The organism is Microbacterium ureisolvens (assembly GCF_019511645.1).
Classification (GTDB): domain Bacteria; phylum Actinomycetota; class Actinomycetes; order Actinomycetales; family Microbacteriaceae; genus Microbacterium; species Microbacterium ureisolvens_A.
Genome location: NZ_JAEUAX010000013.1, coordinates 53,902 through 74,155, shown reverse-complemented (window position 1 = coordinate 74,155; position 20,254 = coordinate 53,902). Strand labels below are relative to the sequence as shown.

At 70.8% G+C, this 20,254-nt stretch carries 21 protein-coding genes and 1 pseudogene; 13 read left to right on the top strand and 9 right to left on the bottom strand.

Annotated features, from left to right (window positions below):
* Positions 1-25: 25 nt before the first annotated feature.
* From JNB61_RS17620 to JNB61_RS17610, 3 genes and pseudogenes are all read left to right on the top strand, one after another.
* Positions 26-2,044, top strand: coding sequence for an acyltransferase family protein (locus tag JNB61_RS17620; RefSeq protein WP_308291293.1), 2,019 nt, complete (start codon positions 26-28; stop codon positions 2,042-2,044).
* Between the two features lie 66 nt (positions 2,045-2,110).
* Entirely contained in the window at positions 2,111-3,070 is a 960-nt protein-coding gene (locus JNB61_RS17615) for an NAD(P)-dependent alcohol dehydrogenase (protein ID WP_220340482.1), read from the top strand.
* Between the two features lie 262 nt (positions 3,071-3,332).
* A pseudogene (locus tag JNB61_RS17610) lies at positions 3,333-3,463 on the top strand (DUF2200 family protein); the annotation flags it as partial.
* A 113-nt stretch (positions 3,464-3,576) separates the two neighbouring features.
* Here the strand turns inward: JNB61_RS17610 and JNB61_RS17605 are convergent.
* On the bottom strand, positions 3,577-4,554 hold the full coding sequence (locus tag JNB61_RS17605; protein ID WP_220340481.1) for a lytic transglycosylase domain-containing protein: 978 nt from the start codon (positions 4,552-4,554) through the stop codon (positions 3,577-3,579).
* A gap of 249 nt (positions 4,555-4,803) precedes the next feature.
* Between JNB61_RS17605 and JNB61_RS17600 the strand changes: the two genes are divergently transcribed.
* From JNB61_RS17600 to JNB61_RS17585, 4 genes are all read left to right on the top strand, one after another.
* Positions 4,804-6,105 (top strand): M18 family aminopeptidase, encoded by a 1,302-nt coding sequence (locus tag JNB61_RS17600; RefSeq protein WP_220291569.1) that lies wholly within the window; start codon positions 4,804-4,806, stop codon positions 6,103-6,105.
* Between the two features lie 223 nt (positions 6,106-6,328).
* Complete coding sequence (locus tag JNB61_RS17595; protein WP_220340480.1) at positions 6,329-7,474, top strand: zinc-dependent alcohol dehydrogenase; 1,146 nt, start codon at positions 6,329-6,331, stop codon at positions 7,472-7,474.
* Positions 7,475-7,495: 21 nt separating this feature from the next.
* A complete protein-coding gene (locus JNB61_RS17590; RefSeq protein WP_220340479.1) occupies positions 7,496-8,095 on the top strand; it encodes a hypothetical protein in 600 nt (199 codons plus the stop codon).
* 34 nt (positions 8,096-8,129) lie between these two features.
* Positions 8,130-8,867 (top strand): NUDIX hydrolase, encoded by a 738-nt coding sequence (locus tag JNB61_RS17585; RefSeq protein ID WP_220340478.1) that lies wholly within the window; start codon positions 8,130-8,132, stop codon positions 8,865-8,867.
* A 10-nt stretch (positions 8,868-8,877) separates the two neighbouring features.
* Here JNB61_RS17585 and JNB61_RS17580 read toward each other — a convergent pair whose 3' ends face one another.
* Positions 8,878-9,453 (bottom strand): DUF2510 domain-containing protein, encoded by a 576-nt coding sequence (locus tag JNB61_RS17580; RefSeq protein WP_220340477.1) that lies wholly within the window; start codon positions 9,451-9,453, stop codon positions 8,878-8,880.
* 73 nt (positions 9,454-9,526) lie between these two features.
* On the opposite strand from JNB61_RS17580, the gene JNB61_RS17575 reads away from it, so the two are divergent.
* Positions 9,527-9,928 carry a PPOX class F420-dependent oxidoreductase gene (locus tag JNB61_RS17575; protein ID WP_159842515.1) on the top strand — a complete coding sequence of 134 codons (402 nt, stop codon included), beginning with the start codon at positions 9,527-9,529 and terminating at the stop codon, positions 9,926-9,928.
* A gap of 65 nt (positions 9,929-9,993) precedes the next feature.
* On the opposite strand, the gene JNB61_RS17570 is transcribed toward JNB61_RS17575, so the two are convergent.
* Complete coding sequence (locus tag JNB61_RS17570) at positions 9,994-10,869, bottom strand: NAD(P)H-binding protein (RefSeq protein WP_159842517.1); 876 nt, start codon at positions 10,867-10,869, stop codon at positions 9,994-9,996.
* Positions 10,870-10,979: 110 nt separating this feature from the next.
* On the opposite strand from JNB61_RS17570, the gene JNB61_RS17565 reads away from it, so the two are divergent.
* The 3 genes from JNB61_RS17565 to JNB61_RS17555 are packed head-to-tail and all read left to right on the top strand — an operon-like array spanning position 10,980 to position 13,688.
* Entirely contained in the window at positions 10,980-11,342 is a 363-nt protein-coding gene (locus tag JNB61_RS17565) for a winged helix-turn-helix transcriptional regulator (RefSeq protein WP_159842519.1), read from the top strand.
* A gap of 37 nt (positions 11,343-11,379) precedes the next feature.
* Positions 11,380-12,603, top strand: a complete 1,224-nt coding sequence (locus tag JNB61_RS17560) for a glycosyltransferase (protein WP_220340476.1) — start codon at positions 11,380-11,382, stop codon at positions 12,601-12,603.
* The gene (locus JNB61_RS17555; RefSeq protein WP_220340475.1) at positions 12,600-13,688 is read left to right on the top strand and encodes a DNA glycosylase AlkZ-like family protein; all 1,089 of its coding nucleotides are present in this window, start codon (positions 12,600-12,602) and stop codon (positions 13,686-13,688) included. Before JNB61_RS17560 ends, JNB61_RS17555 begins: the two co-directional genes overlap by 4 nt.
* 38 nt (positions 13,689-13,726) lie before the next feature.
* Here the strand turns inward: JNB61_RS17555 and JNB61_RS17550 are convergent, their stop codons facing one another.
* The 3 genes from JNB61_RS17550 to JNB61_RS17540 all read right to left on the bottom strand — a co-directional run bounded on the left by JNB61_RS17550 (position 13,727) and on the right by JNB61_RS17540 (position 15,532).
* Positions 13,727-14,062, bottom strand: coding sequence for a cupin domain-containing protein (locus JNB61_RS17550; RefSeq protein ID WP_159842525.1), 336 nt, complete (start codon positions 14,060-14,062; stop codon positions 13,727-13,729).
* A gap of 92 nt (positions 14,063-14,154) precedes the next feature.
* The gene (locus JNB61_RS17545) at positions 14,155-14,481 is read right to left on the bottom strand and encodes a DUF7882 family protein (protein WP_220291556.1); all 327 of its coding nucleotides are present in this window, start codon (positions 14,479-14,481) and stop codon (positions 14,155-14,157) included.
* A gap of 109 nt (positions 14,482-14,590) precedes the next feature.
* On the bottom strand, positions 14,591-15,532 hold the full coding sequence (locus JNB61_RS17540; RefSeq protein WP_223214938.1) for a helix-turn-helix transcriptional regulator: 942 nt from the start codon (positions 15,530-15,532) through the stop codon (positions 14,591-14,593).
* Between the two features lie 138 nt (positions 15,533-15,670).
* Between JNB61_RS17540 and JNB61_RS17535 the strand changes: the two genes are divergently transcribed.
* Positions 15,671-17,365, top strand: coding sequence for a Na+/H+ antiporter (locus JNB61_RS17535; protein ID WP_220340474.1), 1,695 nt, complete (start codon positions 15,671-15,673; stop codon positions 17,363-17,365).
* Between the two features lie 15 nt (positions 17,366-17,380).
* Here the strand turns inward: JNB61_RS17535 and JNB61_RS17530 are convergent, their stop codons facing one another.
* From JNB61_RS17530 to JNB61_RS17520, 3 genes are all read right to left on the bottom strand, one after another.
* A complete protein-coding gene (locus JNB61_RS17530; protein ID WP_220291551.1) occupies positions 17,381-17,992 on the bottom strand; it encodes a TetR/AcrR family transcriptional regulator in 612 nt (203 codons plus the stop codon).
* A gap of 65 nt (positions 17,993-18,057) precedes the next feature.
* Positions 18,058-18,414: an SPW repeat domain-containing protein gene (locus tag JNB61_RS17525; RefSeq protein WP_159842533.1), complete on the bottom strand. Its 357-nt coding sequence runs from the start codon at positions 18,412-18,414 to the stop codon at positions 18,058-18,060.
* A gap of 85 nt (positions 18,415-18,499) precedes the next feature.
* A complete protein-coding gene (locus tag JNB61_RS17520; RefSeq protein WP_220340473.1) occupies positions 18,500-19,531 on the bottom strand; it encodes an LLM class flavin-dependent oxidoreductase in 1,032 nt (343 codons plus the stop codon).
* A 215-nt stretch (positions 19,532-19,746) separates the two neighbouring features.
* Between JNB61_RS17520 and JNB61_RS17515 the strand changes: the two genes are divergently transcribed.
* The gene (locus JNB61_RS17515) at positions 19,747-20,238 is read left to right on the top strand and encodes a bifunctional nuclease family protein (protein WP_220291547.1); all 492 of its coding nucleotides are present in this window, start codon (positions 19,747-19,749) and stop codon (positions 20,236-20,238) included.
* Positions 20,239-20,254 lie beyond the last annotated feature (16 nt).

The window sequence follows — 20,254 nt, the reverse complement described above, 5'->3', positions numbered from 1 at the left end:
ACATCGCCGACCTAGAGTCACTGGAGTGGTGGACCGAGCCAGCGCCCAGCCCGACCACTCGGGTTTCCGCGCCGATATCCAAGGACTGCGTGCGATCGCGGTCGGTGCGGTGCTGCTGTATCACGCCGGCCTCCCCTTCCTGCCGGGCGGCTACGTCGGCGTGGACGTCTTCTTCGTCATCTCGGGCTTCCTCATCACGTCCCATCTCCTCGGACAGCTCGAGAGCCATGGTCGGCTGAGGTTCGGGGACTTCTATGCCCGACGGGTGCGCCGCATCCTGCCGGCGTCCTTCGTCGTGCTCGTCCTCTCGGTCGCGGCGGCGCTCATCTGGTACCCGCCGCTGCTCATGCGAGACCTGTGGGCGGCGGCCGTCGCCACGGCGCTGTACGCGCCGAACTACTTCTTCGCGTCCGCGGACTCGGACTACCTGGCCGAGTCCTCCAATCCGTCCCTGTTCCAGCACTACTGGTCGCTGGGAGTCGAAGAGCAGTTCTACCTCCTGTGGCCGGCGCTGCTCGCCCTGGTGTGGGTGCTGGTCCGCTCGCGACGAGCACTGATCGCCGTGCTCGTCGGCCTGGTCGCCGCCTCGTTCGCGCTGTGCGTGTGGCTCACGTTCGCGGCGCAGCCGTGGGCGTTCTTCTCGCTGCCGTCGCGCGCGTGGGAGCTCGGCATGGGCGGGCTCGTCGCCGTGCTGTTGCAGAGGAGAGCCGGAATCGTGCGGGAGCGGTGGGCCGCGCTCCTCGGGTGGGCGGGGATCGTCGCGGTGGCGGCATCCGTCTTCCTCTTCTCGTCCGAAACGCTCTTCCCCGGCGCGGCGGCGGCGCTGCCCGTGGTGGGCACGGCCGCCGTGATCGCGGCGGGCGAGACGCGGCGCGGACCGACACGGATGCTGTCGACCCGCAGCATGGTGTTCATCGGGACGATCTCGTACTCGCTGTATCTCGTGCACTGGCCGGCGATCGTGCTGCCCGGCACCGCGCTTCCGGGGGAGCTGCCCCTGTGGACGACGCTCGGCATCGCGGTCGCGTGCGTGCCCGTGGCGTGGCTGCTGTACCGGTTCGTCGAGGATCCGATGCGCCGGGCGCCGCTGCTCACGAGGCGGCGCGCACGCGTCACCCTGGCCGGCGCGCTCGCCGGATCGCTCGCGTGCCTGGGCCTCGCGAGCGCCGCGTACGCCGTGGTCGACACGCGCTCGCTGCACGCGGAGCGCGCGGCGTCGAGCACCGTCATCGTCGACGCCCCGCGAGGCACCGACTTCGTGCCCGACAATCTGGCGCCCGCGCTCAGGGACGCGCGCGAAAGTCTTCCTGAGCTCTACGAGGACGGCTGCATGCGCAGCGTCGCCGCTACGGATGCCGAGGGCTGCCTCTACGGGGACCCCACGGCTCCGCGCATCCTGCTCCTGGGCGATTCGCACGCGGCGCAGTGGTTCCCTGCGCTCGAGGCTTTCGCCCGGTCTGCCGGGTACTCGGTGGAGGTCCACACGAAGAGCTCGTGTCCCGCTGCCGACATCGAGTCGCTCCGTCGGGGCGCGCCTTACCCGCAGTGCCCCGATTGGCGAGACGCCGTGATCGACCGCATCAACGACTCGCCGCCCGCACTGGTGCTGCTCGCGACCTTCACCGACCCGGAGCTGGCCGCGGGCATCGATGACGATGCGAAGACCTGGGCGGCGGCCTTCGGACGCACCCTCGACGAGATCGAGGCGCCCGTCGCGATGATGGCCGACACCCCCGACATGAGGGAGGACCCGGCGCCCTGCCTGTCGGCGCATCTGTCCGACGCCGAGGCCTGTGCGCAGCCGCGCTCCGTCGCGCTCTCGGGCCCGGCACGCGAGGGCGAGGTGACGGCCACGGCCACGCGCGGCGTCCCGCTCATCGATCTCAACGAGTATCTCTGCGACGCCGACGCATGCCCGCCGATCATCGGCAACACACTCGTGTACCGAGACTCCCACCACCTGACCGCGCAGCTCAGCGCCGACATGGCCGATGTGCTCGGCCATGCGCTGCGGCCGCTGCTGCCTCCCGGCACCGGGGGCTGAACGGCAGGCAACGCGCGGCCCGCCGGCCGTTGCGCGCGAGGGGGCGCACCCGCGACGATGTGAGGCATGCGTGCGGTCGTGTACGAGCGGTACGGGTCGCCCGACCAGCTCCGTGTGCGCGACGTTCCGCAGCCTGTGCCGGGGGCCGGCGAGGTGCTCGTCGAGGTCGTCGCGACGTCGGTCAACCTCTCGGACTGGGAAGCGCTGCGCGGCACTCCCGCCTACGCCCGGCTGGGCGGGCTGTTGCGGCCGCGGCGGCGGATCCTGGGCTCGGATATCGCCGGGCGGGTCGCTGCCCTCGGTGAAGGCGCGAGGCGGTTCGCGATCGGCGACGAGGTGTTCGGCGACATCATGCCCCGGTACGGCGGGTTCGCCGAGTTCGTGGCCGTGCCCGAGTCCGCGCTGGCCGCGAAGCCGGCGCCGCTGTCGTTCGCCGAGGCATCCGCGCTTCCGCAGGCGTCCGCGATCGCGACGCACGCCGTCGCGCTGGCGGAACCCGGAACACGGATGCTGCTCAACGGCGCCGGCGGAGGCTCGGGCGCTCTCGCGCTTCAGCTCGCGGCGCACAAGGGCGTCCACGTGACGGCGGTCGACAACGCCGGCAAGCTCGACTTCCTCCGCGCGCTCGGGGCGGACGAGGTCATCGACTACCGACGTGAGGACTTCACCCGTCGCGGCCCCTACGAGCTCATCGTGGACCTGGTCGCCCGCCGTTCGGTGTTCGCCTACGCACGCGCGCTCGTGAGGGGCGGCCGGTGCGTGATGGTCGGTGGCACGGGACGAGCGCTGATACGGATGCTGACCGCCGGCGCGCTCCTCGGAGCCGTCACCGGCAGGCGGCTCGGGGTGCTGTTCGTGCGCCAGGGTCCTTCGGCGTTCGTGCCCGTCGCCGAGCGCTGCGCGGCGGGGGAGGTGCAGGTGCACATCGACCGTGTCTTCCCCCTCGAGCAGGTGCCCGAGGCGCTCAGGTGGCATGGCGAGGGCCGCGCGCTCGGCAAGGTCGTGGTCGCGGTCGGCGCGGACTGAGCGCGGGACCGCGGGCTATCAGTTGGGCGCACGCCCTGTCAACAGGCAGACGGAGGGGGATGCGCGACCTAACCTGGCGGAGCAACACACGTTGTTCAGCGCGTAGCGGTCGAGCTTCGGCGTTCGGGTCGCCGTACCGTCTCCCGCCAACGCGTGATGGTCCCGGTGGGAGGGCAACCCACCGGGACCATCTTCTTCGTCGGCGCTCGCCGACATCGCCGCCACTCGATGGCATGGGTCGAGGCATCCGTCCGGTCTTAGCGCGGGCGTCATCTGCCGCATGCGGCCGAGGAGATCGAGGATCCGCTGATGCAGAAGATCCGGTACCTCGACAAGCTCGTGGACGAGCTTGCACGTAGCAAGTCGATGGAGAAGATCCTCCGCGTCGCCTGAGTCTCGCGCGTTGCGGTCAGAAGACGACGGAGAGGGCACGTCCAGAGTCTGGACGTGCCCTCTCCGAGGCGGTCAGGCGAGCGCCATGGTGGACGGGGCGCTCGCGGCGCCGATCAGTACCAGCCGGTGGACTGCGAGTGACTCCACGCGCCACACGGGCTGCCATAGCGCCCTGAGATGTAGCCGAGGCCCCAGGCGATCTGCGTCGCGGGGTTCGTCTGCCAGTCGGCGCCGGCGCTGCCCATCTTGCTGCCGGGCAGGGCCTGCGGGATGCCGTAGGCGCCGCTCGAGCGGTTGTAGGCCTGGTAGTTCCAGCCCGACTCCTTGTTCCACAGCGACACGAGGCAGCCGAACTGGTCGTCGCCCCAGCCGTAGCCGCCGATCATCGAGCGGGCGGTCGCCTGCGCGTCGGCCGGGCTGGTGCCGCCCACGGCGCCTCCGGTCGCGAACACGGGCGCGCCGCCGCCGGACGAACGCGGCGTCGACTTCTTCGCGGCCGCGGCAGCCTCTTCGGCGGCCTTGGCGGCGGCAGCGGCCTCGGCCTCCTTGCGGGCCTTCTCCTCCGCCTCGCGCTGCGCCTTGAGGGCGATCGCGGCGTCGAGCATGCCCCGCAGGCCCTGCGCCTGCTCGGTGACCGACGCGGTGAGGGCGGTCACGGCATCGGTGACCTCCGTAGTGTACTGGGCGGGGAGCGACTGTGCGCGCTCCAGCTGCGCCACCGCGTCCTCCAGTTCGGCGGTGTCGACGGTCGTGTCGGGCGTGCCGACGTCAAGACCGGAGGCGGCGATGTCCGATGCCACCGTGGATGCCGCGGCGATCGCGGCATCGGCGTCGGCGACGGTCTTCTCGATGCCGGTCGGTGCCACGGTGGTGTCGGTCGTGACGGAGGCGGGGGAGTAGGCTGCCAGCGCGAAATTCGTCAACGGACCGGATGCTTCGGCCTGCGAGGCGGGAGTGGCCGTGCTGAACGCGGCGGTGGCCAGCACGCCGACCGCGAGCGTCGCGGCGACCAGCACCGGTCGGCGGCGGAGTCGGCGTTCGGCGCGGCGGAGAGTGCGGCGGGCGGGCGAAGACGACGTGTGGGAGCGCATGTAAGACCGGGTTCCGTATCAGCGAAATGCGCCATCGGGCGGCGCGTGGTGACCGTTCGGGCGGGCACAAGTCCCCGAGTCTCCCGGGCGTTTCTGGACGCTTCCGGTGCGTTACCTGGACGTTACGTGTGAGCGGAAAGCGTGAAAAGGCCAGATCAAGAGCTCGGATCCGGCCCCGGCGCACCGGCTGTGAAGGTCCTCCGAACTACGATCGAAGCACTCGACGGCCATCACACAGGAGGCTCATCCGTGCCCTCGTCCACCGCTCCCGCCCGCCCCGCCGCCCTTGCGCACGCCGATGATCTCGCCGCGTTCGTGGCGGCGTCGCCGTCGAGCTTCCACGCAGCCGCCGAGGTCGCGCGCCGCCTGGAGAACGCGGGGTTCGTCCGTCTCGACGAGGCGGCCGGATGGCCGGCACCGACCGGTGGGAGCTACGTGGTGGTGCGCGACGGCGCGGCGATCGCCTGGGTCGTGCCCGAGGCTGCGACCGCGTCGACCGGTGTGCGCATCTTCGGCGCGCACAGCGACTCGCCGGCATTCAAGCTCAAGCCGAAGCCGACGACCGGCAAGCTCGGCTGGCTGCAGGCGGGTGTGGAGATCTACGGCGGCCCGCTCCTGAACTCCTGGCTCGACCGCGAGCTCCGCCTGGCGGGCCGCCTCGTGCTGGACGACGGCACGAGCGTGCTCGCAGCCACCGGGCCGTTGCTGCGGCTGCCGCAGCTCGCGATCCACCTCGACCGCGAGGTGAACGACCACCTCGCCCTCGACAAGCAGTCGCAGACGCAGCCGGTGTGGGGCCTCGGCGAGGCGGAGTCCGCCGACATCCTCGGCGAGCTCGCCCGCGAGGCGGGCGTCGACGCGGCGCGCATCCGCGGCTACGACATCGTGACCGCCGACGCCGCGCGGGGGGCGGTCTTCGGCCGCGACGACGTCTTCTTCGCGTCGGGCCGCCTCGACGACCTCGCCTCGGTGCACGCCGGCGTCGTCGCGCTCGAGCGCGCCGCCGACGGCCACGACGCCGATCACATCGCGATGCTCGCCGTCTTCGATCACGAGGAGGTCGGCTCGGGCACCCGCTCGGGTGCGGCCGGTCCCTTCCTCGCCGATGTGCTCGAGCGGCTGTGGCTGTCGCTCGGTGCGGATCGCGAGCAGCAGCTGCGCGCCCTCGCCGCGTCGTGGTGCGTCTCGAGCGATGTCGGCCATTCCGTGCACCCGAACTACGCCGACAAGCACGACCCCGTCGTGCAGCCGGTGCTCGGCTCGGGCCCCATCCTCAAGATCAATGCCAACCAGCGCTACGCGACGGATGCCGCGGGCGCTGCCGCCTGGAACGGCTGGTGCGCGGCGGCCGGGGTGACCGGCCAGGAGTTCGTCTCGAACAACGCGGTGCCGTGCGGGTCGACGATCGGCCCGATCACCGCGACGCGCCTGGGCATCCGCACGGTGGACGTCGGCATCCCGATCCTCTCGATGCACTCCGCCCGCGAGCTCGCCGGCGTCAGCGACCTGTGGGACCTGGCGCGGGTCGCGGAGGCGTACTTCCGCGGCTGACGCGCTCGCCTCCCGCGTCACGCGGAACAGAATCGGAGCTCTTCGACGACACGCCGCGAACGGATGCCGCGGTCCGGCGTGTCCACCGCCACGGCCGACCCTGCGTCCGGGCGCGAGGGCGACCCGGCGCCGCACGTGCATGGCAGGTCGTCGCCTCGAGCGCAACCCCCTCCGTGATTCGGCGACGACCTCGCATGGTGTCGGGAAACACCGGGAGGCGCACATGAAGGCGATGACGTATCGCGGACCGTACAAGGTCCGTGCAGAGAGCAAGCCCGAGCCGAAGATCGAGCATCCGAATGATGCGATCGTGCGCGTCGAGCTGGCTGCGATCTGTGGATCCGACCTGCACCTGTACCACGGAATGATGCCCGATACCCGGGTGGGCCACACGTTCGGGCACGAGTTCATCGGCCGGGTGGAGCAGGTCGGGGGGTCGGTGCAGAACCTGAAGGTCGGAGACCGGGTGATGGTGCCGTTCAACATCTACTGCGGCTCGTGCTACTTCTGTGCGCGCGGTCTCTTCTCGAACTGCCACAACGTCAATCCGAATGCCACCGCGATCGGCGGCATCTACGGGTACTCCCATTCGACGGGCGGCTACGACGGCGGTCAGGCCGAGCTGGTGCGGGTGCCCTTCGCGGACGTCGGACCGGGGATCATCCCCGACGACATCCCGGATGAAGACGCACTGCTGCTGACCGACGCATTCTCAACGGGCTATTTCGGCGCCCAGCTGGCGGACATCGCGGAGGGTGACACGGCCGTCGTCTTCGGCGCCGGCCCTGTCGGCCTCGCCGCCGCCCGTTCCTGCTGGCTGATGGGCGCGGGTCGCGTGATCGTGGTCGACCACCTGGACTACCGCCTCCGGAAGGCGCAGGAGTTCGCGCTCGCCGAGACGGTCGCGTTCTCCCAGGTGGGGGACATCGTGCGCGAGTTGAAGAACATGACGGGCGGGCTTGGGGCCGATGTCGCCGTCGACGCCGTCGGCGCCGAAGCCGACGGGCACGTGATGCAGCACGTCACCTCCGCCAAGCTCAAGCTGCAGGGCGGCTCGCCGGTCGCCCTGAACTGGGCAATCGACTCGGTGCGCAAGGGCGGCACCGTGTCGGTGATGGGGGCGTACGGTCCGATGTTCAGCGCGGTCCGCTTCGGTGACGCGATGAACAAGGGCCTCACGCTGCGGATGAACCAGGCGCCCGTCAAGCGTCAGTGGCCGCGACTGTTCGAACACATCCGCGCCGGCCACCTGCGGCCCAGCGAGCTCATCACCCACCGCATCCCGCTCGACCACATCGCAGAGGGCTACCACATCTTCTCGTCGAAGCTCGACGACATCATCAAGCCGGTCATCGTACCGGCGGCCTGATCCAGGACCACGGAGGACGACATGCCCTACACCGCTGACAAGCCCGGCTCCACGCCCACCGCCGAGGAGCTGCGCGCTCGCGTCCCCGGCTGGGGCGCCGATCTGGCGGGCGCCGACCGCCCGGCCTTCCCCCGCGAGCAGCCGGGCATCGAGACGGGCGCCCACTGGGATATGCCCGAGGACCAGCCGCGCTCCGGCCCGCGGGAGAAATCCGTCGAGCACGAGCGCCTGACGCCCGTCTTCGGGACCGCCCAGCCGTTGCACGGCCTCGCGGGCGCGGTGAAGCGGTACGCGTACGACAAGTACAGCGAGGGCCAGACGGCCCATTGGCTGGTGCTCATCCTGGGGGATCGGATCGACTCGACGACCGCCCACGCGCGGTCGCTGTTCTCGCGCCGACCCGACGACCCGCTCACCCAGTCCGGAATCCTCGGTGAGCGAGGGCATCGGCCCTTCTCGTCTCGCTTCGGCCGCGGGCGCGCGGACCTGAAGCACGTGTGGCTCGACCCGCTGCTGGTCTTCGGGCCCTGGGTGGTCACTGCCGTCACGGGGTTCTTGGTGGCGCGGTGGCTCGTGCGCGCGGTCGCCGGAGCCATCGGGCGAGGTTCGACGCAGGCCTGAGCCGTGAGCCGCGGTTGCGGCGTAGCCTGAACGGATGCCGCAGTCCACGACTCCGCCGACGGGTGCCACGCGTCGCCGCGCGGTGCTGGGGGCGCGCGCCCAGCTCGCCGCGCTGGCGGAAGCCTCCGCCACGGGAACAGGTCCGCTCCTGGATCTGCCGTCGCCGGCCGATCCGCGCCCGGCCGCGGTGCTCATGCTCTTCGGGGTGCTCGACTCTCTTCCGAGCGGTCACGACGCGCAGGCCCACGCGGTGTCGCGCGATCTCGACGTGCTGCTCTTGTCGCGTGCGACGACGCTGCGTGCCCATCCGGGTCAGGTCGCCTTTCCCGGCGGTCGTCTCGACCCGGGCGACGATGGCCCTGTCGGCGCGGCGCTGCGTGAGGCTCAGGAAGAGACCGGGCTCGATCCGGCCGGTGTCGAGGTGCTGGGCGAACTCGCCCGGATACCGCTGGCGTTCTCGCAGCACGTGGTGACTCCGGTGCTGGCGTGGTGGCGGCATCCGTCACCCGTCCGCGTCGTGGACGAGGCGGAGTCCGCCGACGTGTTCCGCGCGCCCGTCGCCGACCTCCTGAACCCGGCGAATCGCGGGGTCACGGTGATCCGTCGCGGCGGTCAGGAGTGGCGCGGTCCCGGATTCCTGGTGCCACACGCGAGCGGCGAGCATCTGGTGTGGGGGTTCACCGGGATGGTCCTGGATGCGCTGTTCGATCGCCTCGGCTGGACCGAGCCGTGGGATGAGGAGCGGGAGCTCCCGCTCGCGCTGCCCGGCTGACGAACCGGCTTCAGCGGTAGCGATAGTGGTCCGCGCTGCTGTTCACCCACGTGATGAAGCGCCGGGCCTCGGCGTCGCGTGCGAGCGGGAACGGTGCCACCCACACCTGCGATCCTGCGATGACGAGGTGGGGTGCCGCGCGGTTGATCGCCCGGTTGAGGTTGCGCGGCGTGATCGCACCCGCGGGCCCGAACATGCGTCGCTCGGTCGCCGCCTTCGTGAACTCCGGCCGTCGCAGCAGCGCGTCGCCCGAGTCGGCGGATGCCGCGACCTCGCTCACCGGCTGGCTGAGGTCGCCGAAGTGGATCCATCGGCCGTCGATCACGACACCGGCGAAGTCCCGCTCCTGGCCGCTGTATCGCACCTCGCTCGTCCAGCGCCGGCCGTCCCACCAGCGGGTGCGTCCGCGTCGGTCGTCGTACCAGCCGGCGTGTGCCGGCCCGGAGGCCGCCGGTCCGGCATCGGTCCGCAGTTCGGTGTCGCGCTCGCGCAGGTCGATGTACTGGTCGGTCCAGTGCGCGCCGTCCCACCAGCGCTGCTTGCCGGAGCCGTCGTCGTACCACCCGGGTGCGGGCTGCGTCGCCATGATCCGAGGGTAGTTCGTGACGAGGATGCCGGGGACCGCCCCTCGCCCTCCGAGGTCACGGCAGACTGGAGCCATGCCTCACGTCGACGAGATCGTCCCCGCTGACCGCCGCCACCTCCTCGAGCTCCCCGTGTACGCGCACCTCGGAACCATCCGGCCGAACGACACCGTGCAGGTCAACCCGATGTGGTTCGAGTTCGACGGTGAGCACGTCCGGTTCACCCACACGAACTACCGGCAGAAGTACCGCAACCTGCAGCACAACCCGTCGATGTCGCTGTCGATCCTCGACCCCGACTCGCCGTTTCGCTACCTCGAGGTCGCGGGCAAGCTCGTCGACGTCGTTCCGGATCCCGAGGGCGCGTTCTACGTGCGCCTGCAGAACCGCTACGGCAACCCCAGCTCCACGCCGCCGCGCGACAAGGAGGACCGCGTGATCCTCGTCATGTCGATCGACCGCGCGACACGGCAGTAGGGCTCGCAGGCTAGAAAGGGGACGGATGCTGCGGCCGCAGCATCCGTCCCCTCCTGTCCGCGCACTCAGGCGTTGACGCGGGAGGCCTCCACGGCGGCGCGCAGGCCGTCGATCACCGGCGTGGTGGGTCGGCCGAGCAGGCTCGCGAGCGCCGGATCGGCGTCGGCGAGCACGCCGCGCGCGATACCGGCCTCCATCTCGGCCACGAAGCCGACGGTGCCCGCATCCAGACCCGCCTCGACGAGCGCCGCCTCGAGCTGCCCGCGGGTCACCGGCACATATACGACGTCACGAGCGACCACGTCGGCGGCGGCCGCGGCGAGGTCGGCGTACGACACGGCGGTGTCGCCCGACAGCTCGTACGTGCGGCCCAGGTGACCGTCCTCGATGAGCACGACGGCGGCGGCCTCGGCGTAGTCGGCACGGCTCGCGGCTGCGACCGCCGCGTCGCCGACCGACGCGGCGATGACGCCGGTCTCGGCGGCGCGCAGCACGTCGGACGTGTAGTTCTCGGTGTACCAGTTGTTGCGCAGCACGACCGCGGGAACGCCGCTCGCGGCGAGGTACTCCTCGGTGGCCTTGTGCTCGGGAGCGAGCACGAAGTCGATGGAGTCGGCGTGCGCCAGGCTCGTGTACACGACCTTCGCGATGCCCGCAGCCTTCGCCGCGTCGATCACGTTCACATGTCCCTCATAGCGTCGGCCGGGCTCGGAGCCCGAGATGAGCAGCACGGCATCGACGCCCTCCAGCGCGGCCGCGACGGACTCGGGCGCGTCGTAGTCGAGAGGGACGACACGGATGCCGCGCTCGGCCAGATCCGCCGCCTTCGAGGTCGTGCGCGCACCGGCGACGATGTCGCCCGCGGCGACACCGCGGTCGAGGAGTGCGTCGATGACGAGGTGGCCGAACTGTCCGCCGGCGGCGGTCACGAGGATGGTCATGGGTGTCCTTTCGCTGGGAAGGCGCTCGCGGCGCGCTCACCGGGGCCAACGTGTTCGGAGCACGGAAGCATTCCGATCGGACGGTACCCACTTTCAGGTAAGGTACCTACATGGCGGTGAGTTTTGCAGAAATCCGGGCAGAGATTCCCGGCGTCTTCGACGAAGCGTGCCCGACGCGGGTCGTCCTCGACCACGTCATGAGCAAGTGGGGCGTGCTGGTGCTCATCGCGCTCACCGACGGCACGATCCGGTGGGGCGAACTGCGTCGCGCCGTGGAGGGCATCAGCGAGAAGATGCTCGCGTCGACGCTGCGCACGCTCGAGAAGGACGGCTTCGTCGCGCGGACGGCGTACCCCGAGGTGCCGCCGCGCGTCGAATACTCCCTGACGCCGCTCGGCGACGAACTGATGGAACGCATGATGCCGCTGATGGCGTGGATCGGCGTCCACGCCGGCGACATCGTCGAGCGCTGACGCGCCCGCGACGTGGCTCGCCTGCCAGGATGACGACATGGCGACCGTGCTCTTCTGCCCCGTGACGTTCAACCTCGCCGAGGTCACGCGCATGATCGAGGTGGCCCGCGCCCTCGATCCGCGGCACCGGGCCGTGTTCATGGGGTATGAGCCGGACTTCGCGCACCTGATCACCGACGCGGGCTTCGACTACCGCGCGCGTGAGCCGGCGATGAGCGCCGCGCAGCGCGAGCAGCTCATGAAGTTCGACCAGGGCAAGACGTTGCGCAGTCCGCTCACCGATGACCTGGTGTCGGGGCGGGTCGACGCCGAGCGCGCGCTGATCCGGGAGACGGATGCGGCGGCCGTCGTGATCGGCTCGAACGTGACGTCGATGATCTCGGCGCGGGCCGAGAGGATCCCCCTGTTCTATGCGGTGCCGTTCGCTCTGACCCGGCCTCAGGTCGCGCAGACGGCGCGGCTCGGGTTGGTGCGCGGCAGCGGCCGCGTGGCCCACGTGCTCGACCGCGTGGCGACCAGCCTGCTGCGCCTCGCCTACAACCGCCTGCCGCTCGCGCCCCGCGCGTTCGGCCGTGTCGCACGGGCCAACGGCGTTGCACCCCTCAAGACCGTGGTGTCGCTGCTCGAGGCCGACCACAACCTCCTCACCGTGATGCCGTGGGAGCTCGAGGGCTATACGCTTCCCGAGGCGTACCGGCGCGTCGGGCCGATCTTCGCGCGCATCGACACGCCGATGCCGCCGATCGTGGCGGAGCTCGCGGCCCGGCCAGAGCCGCTCGTGTATCTGGGACTGGGATCTTCGGCCGATCGCGAGATGGTGCTCGCCGCCGCGTCGGGGCTCGCAACGCTCCCCGTGAATGTCGTCGCACCGGTCCGGCACTATCTGCGGGACGACGACGTGCTGCCGCCGAACGTCCACGCGACCGGGCTGCTGCCGGCGCACCTGCTGGGCGGGATCGTCGACGCGGCCGTGCTCCACGGCGGACAGGGCACGGTGCAGACGGCATGTGCGGCGGGCATCCCCTTCGTGGGCATGGGGCTTCAGCCCGAGCAGGTCTGGAACGTCGACCAGTGCGTCCGGCAGGGCAACGCGCTCGCGCTGTCGCCGAAGCAGGCCGGTACGCCCGCGCTCGCCGAGGCCGTGCGTCGGCTGCTGACCGACGACGGGATGCGTGTCGCCGCCGAGCGCGTGCGCGCCGCCTATGCGGACGAGGACGGGGCCGCAGCATCCGCCCGCGTCGTCGAGGCGAGCATCGCATGACGGCGCACCGGCTCACGCGCGACCAGGCGCGGCGGATCGTGGTCCGCGCGCAGCTGCTCGACGCGGAGCGGCCGGGCGACGTCGTCGAGGTCGCCGAGCAGCTCGGCTACATCAAGATCGACCCCACCGCGACGATCGCCCCGTGCGAGCACACCGTGCTGTGGTCGCGGATCGGCTGGTCGTACGAGCCCGGCCAGCTGCGCAAGGTGGTCGAGGACGACCGGCTGCTGTTCGAGTTCGACGGCGCATTCCGGCCGATGAGCCTCTTGCCGCTGATGCTGCCGGCGATGCGTCGGTGGCCGCAGCGCCAGAGCAGCCGGCGGTGGCTCGAGGCGAACGCCGGCTTCCGCGCCGATGTGCTCGCGCGGCTGCGCGCTGAGGGCCCTCTCCAGGCGAGCGAGATCCCCGACACGGCTCAGGTCAGCCGCGCCCCCGACGGCTGGTCCGGGTCGAACCAGGTGCCGCACATGCTGGACTTCCTGATGCGCCAGGGCGAGGTCGCGGTGACGCGCCGAGAGGGCCGGCACCGTGTGTGGGACCTCGCCGAGCGCGTGTACCCGCAAGACCTGCCCCAGTACGCCGACGACGAGGCGGCGGCGCTCCTGGCAGCACGGCGCCTCCAGTCCGCGGGCGTCGCCAAGCCGCACGGGTACTGGAGCGGCGTCGCGAAGGACACCGGCGAACCCGCCGTCGTGGAAGGGAGCACGACGACGTACCGCGTCGACCCTGAGGCCCTCGCCGCCCTCGCCGACGATGACGCCGAGGGTCGCGTCGCCTTCCTGAACCCGTATGACAGCCTGCTCTTCGACCGCAAGCGCCTCGAGGAGCTGTTCGAGTTCACGTATGTGCTCGAGCAGTTCAAGCCGAAGGCCCAGCGCCGGTACGGCTTCTTCGCGCACCCGATCCTGATGGGCGACCGGTTCGTGGGGATGCTGGATGCCGAGGTCGACCGCGAGCGCGAGATGCTCAAGGTCAACGCACTCCACGAGTTCCTGCCGTTCGAGCCCGACGAATCCGAGATGGTGCGCGCCGAGATCGCGGAGCTCGCCGAGTGGCTGGGGGTCGCCGTCACGGGGCTGCCCTGAGCGGGCGAAGCCGTGCCGCCCGAGCGACGGCGGCCGCGTCAGGGCACGCGGTTGGACACGGTCAGCAGCACGACGGAGTCCTCGAGCGCCGCGAGGCTGTGCCGTTGCGGCGGAACCGTGAGGTGATCACCGGATGCCCCGTCCCACGCGTCGTCGCCGGCGATCAGTCGCACGCGCCCGCGCAGCACCTGCAGGGTGGCCTCGTGGGGGCTTTCGTGCTCGGCGAGCTCGTGCCCTGCGCGCAGCGCGATCACCGTCTCGCGCAGGGCGTGCTCATGACCGCCGCGGATGGTGCGCGCGGCGCGCCCGCTCGACGCATCCCGCGCCTTCGCGGTCAGGTCGTCGATCAGGCCGGCCAGATCCGTGCTGTCCATCCGCGTCGCCTCCATCGCCTCGACAGGCCGGAGTCTACCCGCGCGGGTCGCCGTGGAGACAGGTCCCGCTCGTGCGCCGTACCCCGGTGGGATCAGCCCAGTGGTTCGGTCGAGCTTCCCTCGTCCAGCGGCTCGGGCACGACGTGCAGGCCCGCGGGGGAGTTCGCGGTGCGCATCAGCGCCTCGAGCCATGTGCGGTTCGTCCGGGCAGGCCGGCCACCGTAGAACGAGAAGACGAGGCTGGCGCCGGAGTGCACCCAGACGGTGGTTCGACCGCCCCCCGTGCTGATGTCGCCGGCCCACGTGAAGAAGAAGGGCTCGTTGCGGCGCAGCTTCGTGCCGATCGCGACCTGAAGGTGCGAGAGCACCCGATCGTCGAAGTCCGCGCGGACGCCTCCTTCGTAGATGAACTTGCCCACGTGCCTCCTTCATGGACACCATGCCCATGGGAAGACTCTCCGACAGTTCGAATCCGTGCCCGGTGCCGCGGCCCTCGGCGCGAAAGCGCGAGACCCGAAACGAAACGGCTCAGCGGCCTCTCATCGTCTGCCGCGGCGAGCGTCCGTACGCCTCGCGGTAGTGGCGCGCGAACCGCGATGCACTGGCGAATCCCCAGCGCTGGCCGATCTCGGCCACCGACACGCCCGTCGCCCCCTGGAGCTCCGCATGGGCTCCGGCCAGCCGCCGCCGGCGCAGGTACTCCATCGGAGTCTGGTCCAGGGCCCGTCTGAAGGCGTACTGCAGGCCGCGTGGGGAGATGTCGGCAGCAAGAGCGACGTCGTCGATGGTGATCGCCTCCTGCGCATGCTGCTCCATGTATGCCATCGCGCGGCGCACCGTCCGGGGAGCGGCGGTGCGCTGCGCCGAGCGCTCGAGGGCTTCCGCGAAGGCGGGGGAGAAGACCGCGAGCGTCGTATGCAACGCGTGCCGGCGCAGTTCCGCCTCGACGATCCCCGCGCCGGACCCGGGAACGAAGAGGGTGGCGGCGACGTGCTGGAAGACGCGCTCCCAGTGCGCGGCGAGGTCACGATGGACCGGTGACGATCCCACGGTCGTCGACCGGAGTGAGAACCGGTCGTCCCCGGTCATGCGGCGGGCCTCGTCCTCTGCTCGCGCCCGGTCGAAGACGAACGCGCGCACGTCGGCCTGCTCCTGCCAGCGTGCTGACGTCGGCCCGTCCAGCGCCAGCCACGGCAGGCCGGCCTTCAGGTCGCCGCGAGGGGTGCCCACCCAAGCGCCGCGAGAAGCGACGCGGCAGGCCATCATCTGGTCGTCCGGTTCGATGGCGGACTGCACGGAGGCCGCCAGTCGGTAGCTGACGATGGAGAACCCCGGTGTTGCCGCAGACGTCCACGAGAACTCGAACGTGCGCGGATCGACCCGCTGCAGCGCGGCCGACGGCACGAAGCGGCGCCACGTCTCCTCGACGTCGGCGACCTCGCGCGACGCGAACGTGAGAACCTCTCCCAACCTGCCCTCCCCGGGATCCCGCACACAGAAACGTCCTGTCCGGTCCGGACACTCTAACCCGGGCAGCGGCGAGGGGATCCGCGGGAATCCCCTCATGTCGCCCGCGGTTGGAGGATCATTGCGCTGAAGGGAGCCCTCATGAACGGACTCGAGGTCACCGTCCTGCTCGGAATCACCGTCCTCACGGGTGCGATCCTTGCTCCGAGATTCCGGGTGGCCATGCCCCTGCTGCTCCTGGTGGCGGGGCTGGCGCTCGGCTTCATCCCCGAAGTGCGCGAGATCGAGCTGCCGCCCGAGACTGTCCTGCTGCTCTTCCTCCCGGTGCTGCTGTTCTGGGAGAGCATGACGACGTCGCTGCGCTCGATCCGCCGGGACTTCCGCGGCATCTTCCTCATGAGCACGGGGCTCGTGGTGGCCAGCGCCTTCGCGGTCGCAGGCATCGCCTACGCGGTGGGCCTGCCGTGGGACGCCGCGCTGATCCTCGGCGCGGCCGTCGCGCCGACCGATGCCACGGCGGTGGCCGCCCTCGGCCGGATGCTCCCGCGGCGCAACTTCATGAACCTCAAGGCGGAGAGCCTCACGAACGACGGCACGGCGCTCGTCATCTACGGCGTGGCCGTCGGCGTCGCGGTCGGCGGACAGTACACGCCGCTCGACATCACGGGGCTGGTGCTGCTGTCGTACGTCGGCGGAGCGGCCGCCGGCGTGGCGGTGGCGGGTGTCGCATATCTGGTGATGCGGCGCTTGCGGAACACGCTGAACCTCAACATCGCGCTGCTGCTCGTGCCGTTCACGGCGTTCCTCGTGGCAGAGCTGGTCCACGCATCCGGGGTGCTCGCAGTGGTGGTCGCCGGACTCATCATCGCCTACATCAATCCGCGCATCAGCACGGCTGCCTCGCGCCGCCAGGCGGCATGGACGTGGCCGCTGGGCTCGTTCCTCCTCAACGGCTCGCTGTTCGTTCTGATCGGGTTCGAGGTCCAGGCGGTCGCCCATGAGATCCCCGGCCGCGAGATCGGCTGGCTCGCCGTCATGACAGTGGCGGTGTGGCTCGTGCTCCTCGTCGCGCGGTTCGTGTTCCAGACGACATCGGTCATGATCATCCGCCTGCTCGATCGCCGGCCCTCGCAGCGGCTGCGCCGCACGACCTATCGCGCGCGGATCGTCAGCGCCGTCGCAGGCTTCCGCGGCGCGGTGTCGCTCGCGATCGCACTGTCGGTTCCCCTGACCACGAGCGCGGGGGAAGAGCTGCCGGGCCGTGACGAGATCATCTTCGTCACCGCCGGGGTCATCGTGCTGACCCTCCTCGTGCAGGGGCCGCTCCTTCCGGTTGTCGTGCGATGGGCGCGCCTGCCCGACGACTCCGCGCTGCAGCAGGAGCTGGAGCTCGCCGAACGCGCCATCACCGGCGCCGCGCTGACCGCAGTCACGCAGCTCGCCCACGATCACGGCATCAGCGAGGAGATCCGCGATCGGCTCACGCGCGACTACTACGAGTACCTCGAACGCAACAACGAGCGGGTGCAGGCCCGCGAGCAGGCTGAGGTCGACCGTCAGATCGCCGACCTCGACAGGAGGATCGAAGGAACCGCGTCGGCGGCGGAGGCGTCTGCGACGGCCACGGCGCTCCTGGAGGTGCCTGCCCCCTTGCCCTCGCCGCGCGAGCGCGATGCGGAGTACTCACGACTTCGCATCGCGGTGCTCGACCGCAAGCGCGAGGTGCTCTATCGCCTGAGGCGGGAGGGTGCGGTGGACGACGCGGTCGTCACCCAGATCCAGACGCGTCTGGACGTCGAAGAGCTGCGCATCACGGGCGTCGAAGTGCTCGACTGAGTCCTCGGGGAGCGGTCATGCGGCGGGTTCGCGCAGGCCGGCCGAGATCAGGTCGGCGAGGGCGGGCAGGTCCGCTGGCTCGGTGGGGTCCTTCACCTCGTCTGCGCTCCCGGCAGCGGCCTGGTCTGCACCGGCGTGCTCGCGCAGCGCCGGTGTGGTGATGATCGCGACCCAGGCCGCCGCCGCTGCGCGCACGCGACGCGCCGCGATCGGGTGGAGGATGCTCGCGCCCAGAACGCGCTCGACGATCGCCTGCAGCTGAATGCGGTAGTTCTGAATCTTTTCCCGCACCTCCGGATGCGTGGGGTGCTCGCGCCACACGATGACGCGCTGCACTGCCGATTGCGCCTGCAGCTCACGCAGCCGGCCGGTCACGTTCAGCAGCGTCCGCGCCGGATCTCCGCGCGCGACCAGCCCGGACGTGTCGATGGGATCGAGGTCCAGACGCTCGCTCACCAGCGCGCGCAGCAGATCCGTCTTGGTGGGGAAGTAGTAGAAGAGCAGGCCCTTCGGAACGGCGGCGAGGTCGGCGATCGCCGTCGTCGGCGTACCGTCGAAGCCGCGCTCCGCGAACAGGCGCTCGGCAGCGTCGAGGATGAGCGTGCGGCTCTCGCGATCGCGGGTCATGTCGGTTCCTGGAGAAACGCCGCGGGGGCGTCGGTCCTGCCCGGCGCCCCCGTCTCGGCTCGCATTCAGTGCGGGAGGGTCCGGTCGTGCACGTGCATGGCGGGTCTCACCGCGAGCGCGGCGACGATCACCGCGACTGCTCCGCCGATCCAGCTGACCCAGGCGACCCCGGCCTGCATATCGGCGTACCCGCCGAGCCACGGAGCGACGAACAGCAGCGCGCCCAGCGCGAGCTGGACGTACTCCATCGCCACCATGCCCGGCATGGCGAGGTTCACGAGGCCCGCGACGATCAGCAGGACGCCGAGGGTCAGCATCCATGGCATCGACGCGCCCATCTGCGGCAAGGCGAACGCGCACACCGCCGCGACCAGGCCCACACCGACTGCGACCCAGTCCTCCCAGCGAGTCCACTTGTTCATTCGGATCTCCTCCTTCCGAGACCTGATGGCTCCCGATCGGGGGTCGATTCGAACGGTACGCCTGACTGACCGACCGGTCAAGAACTCAGGCGCGCGTGGACTGCCAGCCCAGTTCCGGAGCGACGTACTTCGCGAACGACTCGACCACCCGGAGGTTGAACTCGACTCCGAGCTGGCTCGGGATCGTGAGCATGAGCGTGTCGGCCGACGCGATCGCGGCGTCCTCTTTGAGCTGCTCGACCAGCTCGTCGGGCTCCGCCGCGTACGTCTTCCCGAAGGTGGACCGGATGCCGTCGATCACGCCGATCTGATCGCCGTCCTGCCGTCCGCCGAAGTACATGCGCTCCTCGTCGGTGGTGATGGGGAAGATCGAGCGGCTGACCGACACACGCGGCTCACCGGCGTGTCCCGCCTCGCGCCACGCGGCGCGGAACGCGTCGATCTGCTGCGCCTGCAGGAGGTCGAACGGGGTCCCGTCCGCCTCGGTGAGCAGGGTCGATGACATGAGGTTCACGCCCGTGCGGCCCGCCCATTCCGCGGAGTCGCGGTTGCCGGCGCCCCACCACACGCGCGAACGCAGACCGGGGGAGTGCGGCTCGATGCGCTGCAGCCCGGTGGCCCCGGTGCCGAACGGGGACGAAGCATCCCGTTCCGCCAGTCCTTCGCCGTCGATCGCCCGCAGGAACAGGTCGAAGTGCTCCCGCGCGATGTCGGCGCCACGGGGGTCCTCAGACCCGGTGTAGCCGAACGCCTCGTAGCCGCGCACGACGGTCTCGGGTGAGCCGCGGCTGACTCCGAGCGCGAGCCTGCCGCCCGAGATGAGATCGACGGATGCTGCTTCCTCGGCGAGATAGAGCGGGTTCTCGTAGCGCATGTCGATGACGCCGGTGCCGACCTCGATGTGCTCGGTGCGGGCGGCGATCGCGGCGAGCAGCGGCATGGGTGAGGACTGCTGACGCGCGAAGTGGTGCACGCGGAAATACGCGCCGTTGACACCGAGCTCATCCATGCCCTGGGCGAGGTCGATCGCCTGCAGCATCGAATCGGCCGCGGTGAGCTGCCGGCCGCCGCCGAGCGGGCCGTAGTGTCCGAAGGAGAGGGTTCCGAATCGCTGCATGTCGTCTGCAACCGTACGCGCGCAGCATCCATTCCGGTGAATGAATCGCCCGGGTCTTCGCGGGAGCCGCCTGCTCGCCACGCTGCCGATCCCGGGCGCGTGTCCTGCTTCGCGACGTGGCCGCGCACAACCCCCTGTCCTGGGTGTGCGCGTGGTGCCTACGATGGCCGAGAGAACACGGCGTCGACGGAGGCCGGGAATCGAGGGGGTGCGCAATGGTCCAGGTCCGCGTGGCCGGGGTGGCCCTCGACGCGTCGGGGCAGCACGTGCTGCTGCTGAAGCCGGTCGATCAGATCCCCGGCGACGGGCTCGTGCTGCCGATCTGGATCGGTCAGCTCGAGGCGACCTCGATCCTGGTCGCGGTCGAGAACGCCGAGGTTCCGCGGCCGCTCGCGCACGATCTCATGGGCCTCATCCTCGCCGCGCTCGACGCCATGGCGACGAAGGTGGAGGTCACGCGCATCGAGGACGGCACGTTCTACGCCGAGATCACGCTCTCGACCGCGCTCGGCGAGCGCGTCGTCGACGCCCGCCCGTCCGATGCCGTCGCGCTGGCGTCGCGCGTGGGCGCGCCGATCTGGGTCGCCGACGCGGTGCTCACCGAGGCGGGCGTGCCCGACGTGCTCACCGAGACGGATGCCGCCGAGCGGCTCGACGAGTTCAAGCGGTTCCTCGACGACGTCGAGCCGGAGGACTTCGAGAGCTGAGAGCGGATTCGCGGGG

What these genes read in the sequence shown, in the direction of transcription:
- JNB61_RS17615 (WP_220340482.1), top strand. Translation starts at nt 2,111, where the DNA reads ATGCGTGCGGTCGTGTACGAGCGGTACGGGTCGCCCGACCAGCTCCGT.
- JNB61_RS17605 (WP_220340481.1), bottom strand. Translation starts at nt 4,554, where the DNA reads ATGCGCTCCCACACGTCGTCTTCGCCCGCCCGCCGCACTCTCCGCCGC.
- JNB61_RS17595 (WP_220340480.1), top strand. Translation starts at nt 6,329, where the DNA reads ATGAAGGCGATGACGTATCGCGGACCGTACAAGGTCCGTGCAGAGAGC.
- JNB61_RS17590 (WP_220340479.1), top strand. Translation starts at nt 7,496, where the DNA reads ATGCCCTACACCGCTGACAAGCCCGGCTCCACGCCCACCGCCGAGGAG.
- JNB61_RS17585 (WP_220340478.1), top strand. Translation starts at nt 8,130, where the DNA reads ATGCCGCAGTCCACGACTCCGCCGACGGGTGCCACGCGTCGCCGCGCG.
- JNB61_RS17580 (WP_220340477.1), bottom strand. Translation starts at nt 9,453, where the DNA reads ATGGCGACGCAGCCCGCACCCGGGTGGTACGACGACGGCTCCGGCAAG.
- JNB61_RS17575 (WP_159842515.1), top strand. Translation starts at nt 9,527, where the DNA reads ATGCCTCACGTCGACGAGATCGTCCCCGCTGACCGCCGCCACCTCCTC.
- JNB61_RS17570 (WP_159842517.1), bottom strand. Translation starts at nt 10,869, where the DNA reads ATGACCATCCTCGTGACCGCCGCCGGCGGACAGTTCGGCCACCTCGTC.
- JNB61_RS17565 (WP_159842519.1), top strand. Translation starts at nt 10,980, where the DNA reads ATGGCGGTGAGTTTTGCAGAAATCCGGGCAGAGATTCCCGGCGTCTTC.
- JNB61_RS17560 (WP_220340476.1), top strand. Translation starts at nt 11,380, where the DNA reads ATGGCGACCGTGCTCTTCTGCCCCGTGACGTTCAACCTCGCCGAGGTC.
- JNB61_RS17555 (WP_220340475.1), top strand. Translation starts at nt 12,600, where the DNA reads ATGACGGCGCACCGGCTCACGCGCGACCAGGCGCGGCGGATCGTGGTC.
- JNB61_RS17550 (WP_159842525.1), bottom strand. Translation starts at nt 14,062, where the DNA reads ATGGACAGCACGGATCTGGCCGGCCTGATCGACGACCTGACCGCGAAG.
- JNB61_RS17535 (WP_220340474.1), top strand. Translation starts at nt 15,671, where the DNA reads ATGAACGGACTCGAGGTCACCGTCCTGCTCGGAATCACCGTCCTCACG.
- JNB61_RS17530 (WP_220291551.1), bottom strand. Translation starts at nt 17,992, where the DNA reads ATGACCCGCGATCGCGAGAGCCGCACGCTCATCCTCGACGCTGCCGAG.
- JNB61_RS17525 (WP_159842533.1), bottom strand. Translation starts at nt 18,414, where the DNA reads ATGAACAAGTGGACTCGCTGGGAGGACTGGGTCGCAGTCGGTGTGGGC.
- JNB61_RS17520 (WP_220340473.1), bottom strand. Translation starts at nt 19,531, where the DNA reads ATGCAGCGATTCGGAACCCTCTCCTTCGGACACTACGGCCCGCTCGGC.
- JNB61_RS17515 (WP_220291547.1), top strand. Translation starts at nt 19,747, where the DNA reads ATGGTCCAGGTCCGCGTGGCCGGGGTGGCCCTCGACGCGTCGGGGCAG.